Source organism: Acinetobacter sp. IK31, assembly GCF_035615195.1.
Lineage (GTDB): Bacteria > Pseudomonadota > Gammaproteobacteria > Pseudomonadales > Moraxellaceae > Acinetobacter > Acinetobacter calcoaceticus_C.
The window spans coordinates 387,092-401,053 of the sequence record NZ_JANBOB010000016.1 but is presented as its reverse complement, the minus strand read 5'-3'; the positions used below and the strand labels follow the sequence as shown (position 1 = coordinate 401,053).

Genomic DNA, 13,962 nt, shown 5'->3' with positions numbered 1-13,962 from the left:
TTCCTGCACTTTTATGCACGCATACTATAACACTGAAAATTAGCAAACTTGTTGTAATTTTGACAAAAGCAAATCGAACTTATTTTATAGAAATAGAAGAAGTATATTCGTAAAAAGAGGTCAATTCAGAAGCTTGGAATTGCTCAACAGAACTTCCATTTATAAAAGCATAGGCAAAGTAAACACCATTACACAAAACGAGTGCAATAAAAAGATAAGGCAAACCATGCTGAAGCAAAAGATTCTTCAATTGTGCCATTACTGTTTCTTTTCGTTTACTTTTACGCATTATTTAATAAAAAATTGAACCAATTCACATTTTGTTAGTTTATAACAAAACTGAAAAATAAAAAAGGCCAGTATTTTTACTGGCCTTTTTTCAAACTAAATATTGATTAGCGGTCGAATTTACGACGCGGCGGTTTATCATCAAAACTACGACGCGGACGATCTTCACCACCGCCAAACGCTGGGCGTTCACCACGTGGTTTATCATCGAAGCTACGACGTGGGCGATCTTCACCACCACCAAAGCTACGTTTTGGACGATCATCGCCACCGCCGAACGCTGGACGCTCGCCACGTGGTTTGTCATCAAAACTACGACGTGGACGATCATCACCACCACCAAAGCTACGTTTTGGACGATCATCGCCACCGCCAAACGCTGGACGCTCACCACGTGGTTTGTCATCAAAACTACGGCGCGAACGATCTTCACCACCAAACGCTGGACGCTCACCGCGTGGTTTGTCATCAAAACTACGACGTGGACGGTCTTCACCACCAAAACTACGTTTTGGACGGTCACTCAAACCACCTTCACGACGTGGTTTATAATCTACGCGATTACCACGGTTGTCATCATTCGATTCAAAACGCGGTTTATCATTGAAACCACCTTCGCGACGTGGACGATCTGCACTGAACTCACGACGTGGACGATCTTCAAAACCACCTTCACGACGTGGACGGTCTGAATTGAACTCGCGACGTGGACGATCTTCACCACCGCCAAACGCTGGGCGTTCACCACGTGGTTTATCATCGAAGCTACGACGTGGACGGTCATCACGACCACCACCTTCACGGCGTTTAAAGTTGCTTTCGCCTTCAAAACGACGACCGCCACCAAAACCACCGCCGCCACTACGACGACCATCACGACCACCGCCGCCATTACCACTACGGCCACGACCACCGCCATCACGACCTGAACGAGCAGGAGGTGGAGATGGCTCTAAGCCTTCAATTTCAGAAACACTCAAACGTGCTTCTAAATATTCTTCAAGTGCACGGATCTTACCGCGTTCACGATAAGTCGCTAAAGTAATTGCTTGACCAGTACGACCAGCACGACCAGTACGACCAATACGGTGTACATAATCTTCATGCTTCATCGGAAGACCAAAGTTAATTACGTGAGAAATAGTCGGAACGTCAAGACCACGAGCAGCAACGTCAGTTGCAACTAAGATTTTTGCACGACCTTCACGAATACTACGTAAACGACGGTTACGAACTGTTTGTGGCATTGCACCATGAAGTGCAACAACAGAATGACCTGCTTCAGCAAGTTCTTCTGCCAACATATCTGTATCTTCTTGCGTGCTAGCAAAAACAACAGCTTGATCTAAGCTTTCATCACTTAACCAATGTGTAAGTAATTTTTTCTTATGTTCAAAGCCATCAGTCCAATGCAATGTTTGTGTAATATCTGTATTGGTTGAATGACCTGTTTCAATTGCGATACGCATAGGATCTTTCATCATGCATGATGCAAGACGAATGATACGATCAGCAAATGTTGCAGAGAACATTAATGTTTGTTTACGGTTAGCCGCTAATTCGCTAATTGCTTCTAAGTCTTCAGAGAAACCTAGGTCAAGCATACGGTCCGCTTCATCAACGATTAAAGCATCTACTTGATCTAATTTAATTTGACGACGATTCACCAAGTCAAGTAAACGACCAGGTGTTGCAACAACAACTTGCGCGCCTTTTAATTGTTGAATTTGTTTTGCAAATGGCATACCGCCCATAATGGCAGCAATACGAACACCTTTCATGTGACGTACAAGTGCAATTGCATCTTGACTTACTTGCTGTGCCAATTCACGAGTTGGTGAAATTACCAAAATATTCGGTTGAGTCACTGCTTTCATACGGTCTTTGAACGGTACAGCAGACTCTTGACCAGCTAAAGCATTTAATGTTGGGAGTAAGAATGCTGCAGTTTTACCAGAACCAGTTTGGCTTGATACGAGAAGGTCTTTACCTTCTAAAGCAGCAGGAATTGCTTGTTCTTGCACGGCAGTTGGGGTAGTAAAACCTAAACCTTCAAGCGCTTGTTGTAAGGTTTCATGCAAAGAAAATTCGGCAAAAGATTTGCTCATAGAGAGTTTCACCCTTGTGGGTGCTCCATTTTTAATAAATACAAAATAGACATCGGCAAAAAGCGGCAAAGCAAAAAGAGCTGAAACTTTTATTCAGCGGCAATCCGAGTAACGACGATGTGGACTAAACGCATGCTTGATTACGGCCGAACCTGAAGAATCGCTGAGCGATCGGGGCGCAAGAAATGGTCCTCTCTATGGACAGCGTGCGCTTACAATGAATAGAACAGAATGTTCAGGTAATGAACGGAAATTTAAGTGCGTTGGCGGATTATAGCAGAAATAAATTAAAAGTCATGTGTTTTAATCAACTTTATACATATTTCTAGAATTAATTTAATTTTACTCTTTACCAAAAACATAAAACCCTCTGATTAAAGAGGGTTTTATTAATAATACACTAAATTATTTTGCAGCTTTATCCCAAGCTGGAACAACTGTTTGCATTAACGGTTTTAGCATTTTAAGCGAACATGCGAGTACTTGACCATTTTCAAATGAGTTATTGCCACCACGTGCATCAACAACCGCACCGCCTGCTTCTTTAAGAATAAGTTCACCAGCAGCAATATCCCATGGCTTTAAACCAAGCTCAAAGAAACCATCAAAACGACCCGCAGCTACATATGCTAAATCTAGAGCAGCTGAACCGCCACGACGGATTTGTGCACCTGCTTGAGTAACCGCTAATAATGATGCGAAGTGCTGCTCTGCATAAGATACGATTTCACCATCACGTTTAGCACGGTAAGGATGGCCTACTGCCAAGAATGTATTTTCTAAAGTATCTTTTACATTGGCACGAATACGGCGTTGATTCATAACTGCACCGCGACCACGGCTAGCAGAGAATAATTCATCACGTACTGGATCGTAGATTACGCCGTGTTGAGTAACACCTTTATGCTGAACTGCAATAGAAATACAGAAATGAGGGAAACCATTAATAAAGTTTTGTGTGCCATCAAGCGGGTCAATTACCCAGCACCACTCTGCATCATGGCCTTTACCTTCTTGTAAACCAAACTCTTCACCTAAGAAGCTATGGTTTTTATAACTTTTACGCAACGTATCAATCGCTAATTGTTCTAAATAACGATCTAGACGTGTTACCGGGCCATCAATGCCTTTCTCTTCAACTTGTAAATCGAGTTTATGACGATTTTGATGCGCTTTTAAAAGCTCTTGACCAACTGTTTGAGCCGCACGCGCAGCCATAACCACCATAGGTTCCATTGAACACCCACTAGACAAATTTGAAGATTTTGACAAAGAATAATGCATAAAAGCGCAGATATTTTAGCAAATATATGCGCTTTTAGGGGGAAAATGTTTCAAATTTTTTATGAAGGCTTAAACTACCTGATTTAGCTTAAGCCAAGCTCGCTCAATTGAGCTCAAAATACCTTTAGCATCTAACCCGCAATCTTGTAGCATTTGTCCATGTGAAGCTTGTTGTAAGAACAAGTCTGGCAAACCTAAATTTAGAATAGGTTTCACAATTTGTTCTTGCGCCATAAATTCATTAACCGCACTACCTGCACCGCCCATAACAGCATGCTCTTCAACAGTGACAAATAAATGAGTGTGTTCAGCTAAACCACGAATCATTTTTTCATCAAGTGGTTTCACAAACCTCATATTTACAACACGCACACCCACATCATGTTTTTGTGCAAATTGTTCAGCAGCCTCTACAGCTACCATCACTCGGCTACCAAATGCCAAAATTGTAATCTGCTCTTCACAGCTCGTCTTTACTTCAGCAACAATTTCAGCTTTGCCTAATTCAATAGCGGTCAACTCTTGCTGAATTTCAACACCTACCCCTGCACCACGTGGGTAACGTACCGCAGCTGGTCCATTGTAGACATAGGCTGTATGAAGCATCTGACGGCATTCATTTTCATCTTTGGGCGCCATGATGACTATGTTTGGAACTGTACGCATGTATGCATAATCATATGCACCTGCATGAGTTGGACCATCTTCACCAACCAAACCTGCACGGTCAATCCCGAAAGTCACATCAAGATTTTGTAATGCAACATCATGAATAAGCTGATCATAACCACGCTGCAAGAACGTTGAATAGATTGCAACAACAGGTTTTAAGCCTTCACAAGCCATTCCTGCTGCAAGCGTTACAGCATGCTGTTCAGCAATCGCAACATCAAAAAATCTCTGTGGAAATTCTTTAGCAAACTGAACCATGCCTGAGCCTTCACACATCGCCGGTGTGATCGCGAGTAGACGCTCATCTTGGGCCGCCTCATCACATAACCACTGACCAAATACATCAGAATATTTAGGTGGTGTTTTACCTGCTGAGGTTGCATTAATTTTGCTAATTGCATGATAGGTAATCGGATCCGCTTCTGCGGGAGTAAAACCTTTACCTTTTTTAGTATAGACGTGTACTAAACGTGGACCTTTACGCTTCTTCAGAGCATTAAATACTTGGGCCAGTTGATTTACGTCATGACCATCGAATGGACCAAAGTAATCAAAACCAATTGCTTTAAATAAGTTATCGGCAGCATCTGTTGCTGATTGATGCAAACGAGAGTTATAAGTCCATTTTGGATGCGGCTGTATATATGCTTCGCCATCTTCATTAACGTTAACTAAATGGCCTTTTTCCCAAATTGCAGCCAAATGTTTAGCAAAGCCACCTGTACTACAAGAAATTGACATGTCATTGTCATTGAGCACAACAATTAAATCGGCATTATGTGCAACAGCATCGTTCATGGCTTCAAATGCCATACCTGCTGTCATTGCACCATCACCGACAATACAAACGACTTCACACGGGTCTTTTTGATAACGACGTGCTAACGACATTCCTAGCCCAGCTGAAATTGCTGTTGATGAATGTCCTACGCCGAATGTATCGAAAACTGATTCTTCTCTGGCTGGAAATGCGGCTAAACCGTTTTTAGATCGAATCGTGGTCATTTGTTCACGACGACCTGTCAGGACTTTGTGCGGATAGGCCTGATGTCCTACATCCCAAACTAATCGGTCATTTGGAGTATTAAAGCAATAATGCAGCGCAACCGTCAGCTCAACCACGCCGAGATTAGCACCGAAATGGCCACCACTCTGGCCTGCTGCATATAAAATATATTGACGCAACTCATCAGCCACTTGAACCAATTGGCTATGCTCGAGCTGACGTAATTGTTGAGGATGATCAATTGCATCTAACAATGGCGTAACAGGGCGTTGAGTTGGAATTTCGGTATACAACATATGTGGCAAAGCCTTTATAAGCCTGGCAAATCCTAAGCTGGGTCAAAATGGGTCGATCATACAATCGAATGAAGTCACCTTCAATCAGCCACATTTGCGAACGAGGTCATGCAAAGCAGTCTCTCATACATCATGGGTATGGTTGGCAGATTATCCTGAATAATCTGACTATTTATCAACTATTATCGTCTTCTTTATACAAAAAAGAAAACCTTCATACGCAAAATGATTATGACAATTCGACCAATCTCCCAGCATTACGCTATACTTTAAACCGTTTTCGGTTAAAAGATGAGTTAATCTGTGCCTATAGAGTTCATTGCAACATCAAAACTCCCGACCGCTTTTGGTGAATTCAATATTTCTGTTTTTCAAGATCCGGTATCAGGTGAAGAACATGTGGCACTTTCTAAAGGGTTAGAAAAACCACCCACAGGCCCTGTTTTAGTTCGTGTACATTCAGAATGTTTAACAGGTGATGCTTTTGCGTCATTAAAATGCGACTGTGGTCCTCAATTGCAGGCAACTCAAAAGCTCATCAACGATGCAGGCCAAGGCGTTATTTTATATTTACGTCAAGAAGGTCGTGGTATTGGACTAACGAATAAAATTCGCGCCTATGCTTTACAAGATCAGGGACATGACACCGTAGATGCTAACTTACTTTTAAATTTACCTGCCGATGCACGTCGTTACGATATGTGTAGCATCATGCTAGATCATTTAGAAGTGAAAGAAGTTAAGTTAATTACCAATAATCCTTTGAAAATTCAGGCGCTCAAAGATCAAGGAATTAATATTGTTGACCGCGTTCCATTAACCGTTGGGCGCAACCCTTTTAATGAAGAATATTTAAAAACCAAACGTGAACGTATGGATCACCTTTATCAAAAAGATGATTTTTAAACCAAAATTATAAATTTAAAAATAATTGGAAGGGATTTCTAAGACATTTCTTAAAAATCCCTTACTTTTTTTATGGTTTTGTGCTTTGATGTATCTATCTCCTATCTCAATCATCTTTGAGGGTCACTATGCAACATCCGACTTCCACAGATATTCAACGTGTCCGCGAATTTCTCCTCGATTTACAAGCCCGTATATGTGCTGGTTTAGAACAACAAGAAAAAGCTGGCGGCGGTACGAGTGAATTTATTATTGATGATTGGGAGCGCCCAGAAGGTGGCGGTGGCCGTTCGCGAGTTTTGCAAAATGGTATAGTGATTGAAAAAGGTGGTGTGATGTTTTCTCACATCAACATTAGTAAACTCCCCCCTTCTGCTACAGAACGTCACCCTCAAATTGCTGGTGCTAAAGCACAAGCACTTGGTGTTTCGTTAGTGATTCACCCTAAAAACCCCAATATTCCAACTTCTCATGCCAATGTACGTTTATTCGTTGCAGAGCCTGAAGGACAAGATCCAATTTGGTGGTTTGGCGGTGGTTTTGACTTAACACCATTTTACCCAGATGAACAAGATGTTATAGATTGGCATCAAGCCGCTCACGACTTATGTCAGCCTTTTGGTGACAATGTCTATGCTGAACATAAAAAATGGTGTGACGATTACTTCTATTTAAAACATCGTGATGAGCAACGTGGCGTCGGTGGTTTATTTTTTGATGATCTCAATGGCTGGGATTTCGAAACCTGCTTTAAATATATTCAAGCTGTCGGTAATGGCTATTTAAATGCCATCTTGCCGATTTTTGAAAAACATCGTGAACAGCCTTACACCGAAGCCCAACGAGAGTTTCAGCTTTACCGTCGTGGTAGATATGTTGAATACAACTTAGTGTATGACCGCGGAACATTGTTTGGTTTACAAACAGGCGGACGTATCGAATCTATTTTAGTCAGTCTACCTAACCTTGCAGGTTGGTCGTATCGTCCTGAATGGGATGAAGACTCTCCAGAAAAACGTTTAACTGACTATTACCTAAAACCACGTGACTGGCTAAATTCAAAAGAAAAAGTCGCTTAATTTTTTGCTTTTTGGAGATTCTTTGGCTTCCACCCTAAAGAATCTCCTTTTTTATTTTCAACTTCTTTGTTTCTATTCAAATATTTTTTCTGATTCCAATTTGGCTTATAGTGAGGCCTACTGAATATTCAGTATAGGTTTTATCTGCTTCATGCCATTTTAAAATTTTGGATATAAGAATGACCAAACAGTTTGCAGTAATTGGCAACCCGATCGAACAATCACGTTCTCCTGAATTGCATCATGCTTTTGCTCAAAAAACAGGTGTTGACCTGAACTATCAAAAACGTCTTGCCCCTCTTGATGGTTTTGAACCAAGTATGCGTAGTTTCTTTGCAGAAGGCGGAAGTGGCATGAACGTTACTGTGCCGTTTAAAGAACAGGCTTTCGCTTTGTGCAATGTGTTAACCGAACGTGCTCAAATTGCTAAAGCTGTAAATACGTTATGGATGGAAAATGGCAAATTGCACGGCGATAACACAGATGGCCAAGGCTTAGTCGCCGCAATTCAAGCTTTAGATTGGGACCTAGAAAATACAACTATTTTAATTTTAGGGGCTGGTGGTGCAACTCGTGGTGTTATTTACCCACTCGTACAGGCTGGCGCGAAGAAGATTGTGATTGCAAATCGCACCGAAGCCCGTGCTGAACAACTTGTAGATGACTTAAAAGCTGCAGCTCCACAAACTCAATTACAAGCAATTTCCCTCAATGAGCTAGAAGGGAAATTTGACATTGTGATTAATGCAACTTCTGCAAGCCTTTCAGGAGATGCTCTACAGCTTCCTGAAAATTTACAATTCGAACACGCTTATGAAATGGCATATGGCAAACCATCTAGCTTCCTTGATCAAGCTAAACAACGCAATGTGCCCTATTCTGAAGGTTTTGGGATGTTAGTGGGTCAGGCAATTGAAGCCTTCTATATCTGGAATGGCGTAAGACTTGAATTAAAAGATTTTCTATAAATATAAAAAAAGAACCTACATGATGTAGGTTCTTTTTTATTTCATTTATTATTTTTTGGTCGTAACCATTTGCTGATAAACGTCTCGGAAAATCTCATAATCAATAAACTCATTATGTTCAGGTTTTAAATTCTGAATTGTTTTTTCCGTAAGCTGTTGTTTACGTGCTGCAACATACACTTTCCCTAAAATATCAGCAGTTTGTGATAACAATGGTTTTTCTTCAGCAGAAGCACCATTTTGTTGTTCAAATTCTAATTGATATTGTTTCGAGAAAAGCTGCTCAGGCTGCTTATATTGTTTCTGTAATTTTTGCCATGCTTCACGCCCTGCCTTGCCTTGTATCGTTGTAATCACAATATGGTCTACAGCACGGCCTAACTCATTATCAAACTGATCTTCTTGCTCAAGATGATGCTTTTTCTGCAATGCCTCGATACGCTCTAAAGCCTTACCTTGAGGATTATAGGTTTCTTCTTCAGAGAACCAATAAGCATAAACTTCGGCAATTTCTTGCAACTGTTGAACTGAGTAATAATTAATATATGACGGTTTGTCGGCAGTCAATTTTGCAATAAACACAGCCTTATACGTTTTGTCATAGGCACGTGTTGCATCATAAGTTTGGTTAGCCAATAGCGCCAGACTCGAATCTAAATCTTGTATATCGCTATGTGAGCCAACTGGATGTTCAGAAACATCACTCTGCCCAAGTTTTTCACTAAAACCTTTTACGAAGTTTTCAAATAAAGAACCTTTGCTTGCCTCTGCAACTGATTTAGCTTGTTTAAGTTGCTGCTGGTCAATTGAAGTTGCTTTACCATAATTTAAAATTTGCATGTCTGCTTTAATATTAAAGCGATGATTAAACTCGGCTGGTGTATATGCAATGTCATAGTCTACGTTGACTAAACGGCCTTTTTCATCCAATCCCACATCAACTGCAATTGGATTTCTTTGTTTTGGTAAAGCTTGTTCAATCTCTACTTTATGTTTTAACCATAAAGTTTTGAATGCGTCATCATTAACAAACTGGCTCTGATCATAAGCAGCAAAAGTTTGTTTTAGTGCAGCTTGGCGAGCCTTATTCTGAGTTTTTTGGGTACTTTCAACACTTTGATTAAGAACATCAACACCATATATTTGACAGTAATTAACATCCCCTAAAACTACTGGTTTTTTAAGAGTCTGTAACTCAACACATTGTTCTTGTGTAAGGGTTGGGCCTTCTTCATCTTGTGCGATTTCTTCAGCATCTGCTACAGCAGCGTCTTCAGCTTGAGCTGAGTCAGAAGCTTCCTCTGCCGCAGCTTCTTGTGCACTCGCTTGTTCTTCATCGCCCTCTTCAGAAGCCAATGTACCGCCAAAATGAGCGTTAATGAGTGAATAAAGTTGCTGGCTGACTGCGGCTGCATCTTCAGACGAAACCTTCTGCCCCTCAGCACCAGCCGCCTTTTTCTTAGCTTCAGAAGTAGCAAGTTCAGTTGCTATAGATTCAGCAATCTTTTGGTCATCAAACCCTAAAACATTTTTTTGAAGATATTTTTCATTGACTTGACCATAGAGTTCCGATTGCAGCAGTAACTCTTCAACCGTACCTTTTAAACGAATTTTTTCTACAATTCCTGCCTTACGGTCAGCCTCTGTAATAGATAAACGTTGTAAATTTTGTGGTTCAGCTAGACGATAAGATACGGCACCAGAAGCTTTCGCATATTCAATAAACTTCTTCATATCGACGTTTGTAAACAGATTTTTATACTTTGAAAAATCGACATAAGCTAAGTTGTTTTGATTGTCTTTATTGACCAAATAAGGCATTAATCCGAAATAATTAACGTAAAATTTATAGTCTTTTAGATCAATGACCATTGGCAATTTTGCCTGCACCAATAAGGTCGGTTTCTCATATCTTGCAGTGAGATTAAAAGATCCCATTTTTTGACGATAATGAACTGAACCATCGTAACTAAATTGGAGGTCATTTAATAAATTGATTAATACGGCATTCACTTTTTCTGAACGAGATTCGCCTGATACACCCGAAGCTGATTGCTCATTTGCAATTGCAGTATAAAGCGCCTGCTTTTGTTTTTTATTCAAATTAATTTTTTGTTCACGTAAATATTGATCTACTTTTTTTTGTACTTCAGCATCAAGTTGAACCGTTTTCTCTACAGCGCTTATTTTCTTGGGCTGATTTGGATCAACATTAACTTTAAAATTCCCGCGGTAGTCATAGCTTGGGTATTCATACATTGCATTCATACCCTGAATGACTTTTTGATCTAAATTAGCAGATGCCACTGAGGGGCGTAGGTTATGCTGCGCACAAGCGGTCAAACCCAAACTGAATAAACATAAACTGAGATATTTTAAATGCATAACCTTTTTTAAAACCTTATCGCTTTATCTTTTTAGCAAAACTTGCTAAAAATAAAAAATAGTTGTTTTTTCACATAAAAGTATAAGTCCTGAATGTAGCAGAAAATGTATTTTCAGGTGTATTTATTTTCGACAAAATTCGCTTTTCTGACATTTCTTTCGGATGTGATTATCATTGTATTTTTATCATGCGAGTGAATAATCAAATCATCGATTCAGATAATCCCACAATGATTCAAAATTAGGATTAAAGCCATGCCAGCATATAAAGCCCCGCTACACGATATTCGCTTCTTAATGAATGAAGTATTAGATTACCCTGCTCACTACAAAACTTTATCAAATGGTGAAAATGCAGATCCAGATACGGTTGATATGATTCTTGAAGGTGCGGCAGATTATTGTGAAAACGTATTATCGCCACTTAACCAATCTGGGGATGAAGAAGGTTGCCATTTTGACAACGGCGAAGTAACTACACCTAAAGGCTTTAAAGAAGCTTACGACCAGTTCGTAATGGGCGGTTGGCAAGGCCTTTCTTATCCAGAAGAGTTTGGTGGTCAAGGTCTACCAATGTCTTTAAACCTCATCAAATCAGAAATGATGGGTACGGCAAACTGGTCATTTACGATGTACCCTGGCTTAAGCTCAGGTTGTATGAACACCATCTTACAATTCGGTACCGATGAGCAAAAACAAACGTATATGCCTAAACTTGTTGAAGGTACTTGGAGCGGCACAATGTGCTTAACCGAACCTCAATGTGGTACCGACTTAGGACAAGTTAAAACTAAAGCTGAACCTCAAGCAGATGGCACTTATAAAATCTCTGGTACGAAAATCTTTATTTCTGCCGGTGAACATGACTTAACTGAAAATATTATTCACATTGTACTTGCACGCCTTCCAGATGCTCCTGCTGGTACTCGTGGTATTTCATTATTTATCGTACCTAAATTCATCCCTACTGCTGAGAGTGGTATCGGTGAACGCAATGCAGTAACTTGTGGTTCAATCGAACACAAAATGGGGATCCGAGCTTCTGCAACGGCTGTACTAAACTTTGATAATGCCACTGGTTATTTAATCGGTGAAGTTAACAAAGGCCTACACGCAATGTTTACCTTCATGAATACAGCACGTATTGGTACTGCTGTTCAAGGTATTGCGCACGCCGAGTTATCTTTCCAAGGTGCACTACCTTATGCGAAAGATCGTATGTCTATGCGTGCACTTTCTGGCAAAAAAGATCCAGACAAAGTTGCTGATGCAATCATTCATCATGCTGACGTACGTCGCCTGTTGTTGACTCAAAAAGCAATTGCTGAAGGTGGTCGTTCAATGATCTATCATGCTGCAAAACTTGCAGACAAAATGACAGATGCATTAACACGTGGTGATCAAGCTGCTTACGAAGACTACGATGACAAACTTGGTTTCTATACACCAATTTTGAAAGGTTTCTTAACTGAACTTGGTTTAGAGGCTGCAAACAACGGTATGCAAGTTTACGGCGGTCATGGCTACATTAAAGAATGGGGCATGGAACAAATCGCTCGTGATGCTCGTATCTCAACGCTATACGAAGGTACAACAGGCATTCAAGCACTTGACTTGATTGGTCGTAAAGTATTGCTTAGCTCAAAAGGTAAAGTGGTTCGTGATTACACTGCTGAAATCTTAAAATTCTGTGCTGCACACGCACGTAATAAATACTTACGTCGTTTTGCTTGGGATTTAACTAAGCTTTGTGCCCAGTGGAACACTTTAACTGTTCGTATCATGCTTGCTGCACGTAAAGACCGTGACATCGTATCTTCTGCTTCTGTAGACTTTTTAATGTTCTCTGGTTACGTAATGATGGCTTACTTCTGGGCTCAACAAGCAGTTATTGCTTCTGAGAAACTTGAAGCAGGTGACGGTGCAGAAACGCCTGAATTCTATAAAGCAAAAATCAAAGTTGCAGACTTCTACTTTGACCGTATGTTACCTCGTACTCAAGGTCATGCAGAGTCGATGGTGACAACTTCTCGCACATTAACATCATTACCAGTTGAACACTTCAGCTTTGACTACTAATGATTTTTAAATCGTGAAATAAAAAAGAGCGCAATTCATATTGCGCTCTTTTTTATTTAAGTAAAATTGAATATTTATTCTTTAGTCAGAACATAAGCTTGCTTTGGAACAAAATAGTTTTGCTCCAAAAACTCACGGTTTTTACCGTGGTCGCTATAAAACAGTTTTTCTAGATTCACGATCAATCTTTTTTTTGAATCAGTCTTAAAATAAAAATTAACGTTAGATAAAGGACAGTGGATGGTTAACTCATGCTCTCTTTCATCTACTTTCCAATTTAAAGAAGGGCACAATTCATTTACAGCAGCGCTTTTGGCTCCATCTTTACTCCCCACGCGACCAAAATGAATCACATTCCAATAAGCCGATCCATTGGGCAATAAATTTAAAATGTACTCCGCTTCGCCTGATTCACAATCGGCAAAAGCATCCTCACATGAAATTCGAGTGTGATATCGCCCTACATACTGCAATGCAATTCCGCTTAATTTTTCAGTTTGATCTAAATTTTGCTGAGGTAAAAAAGTACGTCCTGCTACATAGTCTAATGTTTTTGTAGATGTACTATTTTTTATTAAATTTTCTTCATGCATAGAATTAGAACTTGCACTAGAGTGATCTTTTGAGTTGGTATGGTTTATATCACAAGCACTAAGTGTCATACACATCATAGCCGCGACAGCCAAATGCTTAACTACAAAACCAGACCACTTCAAAGACATATACATTATTCACAGATAACAGCAATAACCAAGTTCACATTGATTTCAGGCACTAGCTTTATTGCTGTCATAAACCTCTAAGCCCTGAAAGGGTGCATTTTATTAGATGTTGGTTTCTTTCTTTTCAATCCTTTACATATTTTAACCATTTTACTTTTTAGAAGACTTT

At 40.1% G+C, this 13,962-nt stretch carries 10 protein-coding genes; 4 read left to right on the top strand and 6 right to left on the bottom strand.

Features of this window, described 5'->3' with window-relative positions; all coding sequences use genetic code 11:
* Positions 1 to 79: 79 nt before the first annotated feature.
* The 4 genes from MSG66_RS10535 to dxs all read right to left on the bottom strand — a co-directional run bounded on the left by MSG66_RS10535 (position 80) and on the right by dxs (position 5,654).
* Positions 80 to 289, bottom strand: a complete 210-nt coding sequence (locus MSG66_RS10535) for a hypothetical protein (protein ID WP_202743295.1) — start codon at positions 287 to 289, stop codon at positions 80 to 82.
* 106 nt (positions 290 to 395) lie between these two features.
* Entirely contained in the window at positions 396 to 2,396 is a 2,001-nt protein-coding gene (locus MSG66_RS10530; RefSeq protein WP_324654092.1) for a DEAD/DEAH box helicase, read from the bottom strand.
* A 405-nt stretch (positions 2,397 to 2,801) separates the two neighbouring features.
* A complete protein-coding gene (locus MSG66_RS10525; RefSeq protein WP_133971607.1) occupies positions 2,802 to 3,632 on the bottom strand; it encodes an inositol monophosphatase family protein in 831 nt (276 codons plus the stop codon).
* Between the two features lie 117 nt (positions 3,633 to 3,749).
* Entirely contained in the window at positions 3,750 to 5,654 is a 1,905-nt protein-coding gene (gene dxs, locus MSG66_RS10520; RefSeq protein ID WP_324654090.1) for a 1-deoxy-D-xylulose-5-phosphate synthase, read from the bottom strand.
* Between the two features lie 303 nt (positions 5,655 to 5,957).
* Between dxs and ribA the strand changes: the two genes are divergently transcribed.
* The 3 genes from ribA (at position 5,958) to aroE (ending at position 8,607) form a co-directional block, all read left to right on the top strand.
* Entirely contained in the window at positions 5,958 to 6,560 is a 603-nt protein-coding gene (ribA, locus tag MSG66_RS10515; RefSeq protein WP_133971604.1) for a GTP cyclohydrolase II, read from the top strand.
* Between the two features lie 128 nt (positions 6,561 to 6,688).
* On the top strand, positions 6,689 to 7,639 hold the full coding sequence (gene hemF / locus MSG66_RS10510; RefSeq protein WP_324654089.1) for an oxygen-dependent coproporphyrinogen oxidase: 951 nt from the start codon (positions 6,689 to 6,691) through the stop codon (positions 7,637 to 7,639).
* 179 nt (positions 7,640 to 7,818) lie between these two features.
* Entirely contained in the window at positions 7,819 to 8,607 is a 789-nt protein-coding gene (aroE, locus tag MSG66_RS10505; protein WP_324654087.1) for a shikimate dehydrogenase, read from the top strand.
* 48 nt (positions 8,608 to 8,655) lie between these two features.
* On the opposite strand, the gene MSG66_RS10500 is transcribed toward aroE, so the two are convergent.
* Positions 8,656 to 10,992, bottom strand: a complete 2,337-nt coding sequence (locus tag MSG66_RS10500; protein ID WP_324654085.1) for a hypothetical protein — start codon at positions 10,990 to 10,992, stop codon at positions 8,656 to 8,658.
* A 255-nt stretch (positions 10,993 to 11,247) separates the two neighbouring features.
* On the opposite strand from MSG66_RS10500, the gene MSG66_RS10495 reads away from it, so the two are divergent.
* Positions 11,248 to 13,071: an acyl-CoA dehydrogenase C-terminal domain-containing protein gene (locus MSG66_RS10495; protein WP_042895262.1), complete on the top strand. Its 1,824-nt coding sequence runs from the start codon at positions 11,248 to 11,250 to the stop codon at positions 13,069 to 13,071.
* Positions 13,072 to 13,145: 74 nt separating this feature from the next.
* Here MSG66_RS10495 and MSG66_RS10490 read toward each other — a convergent pair whose 3' ends face one another.
* Positions 13,146 to 13,793: a hypothetical protein gene (locus tag MSG66_RS10490; protein WP_324654082.1), complete on the bottom strand. Its 648-nt coding sequence runs from the start codon at positions 13,791 to 13,793 to the stop codon at positions 13,146 to 13,148.
* Positions 13,794 to 13,962: the final 169 nt, after the last annotated feature.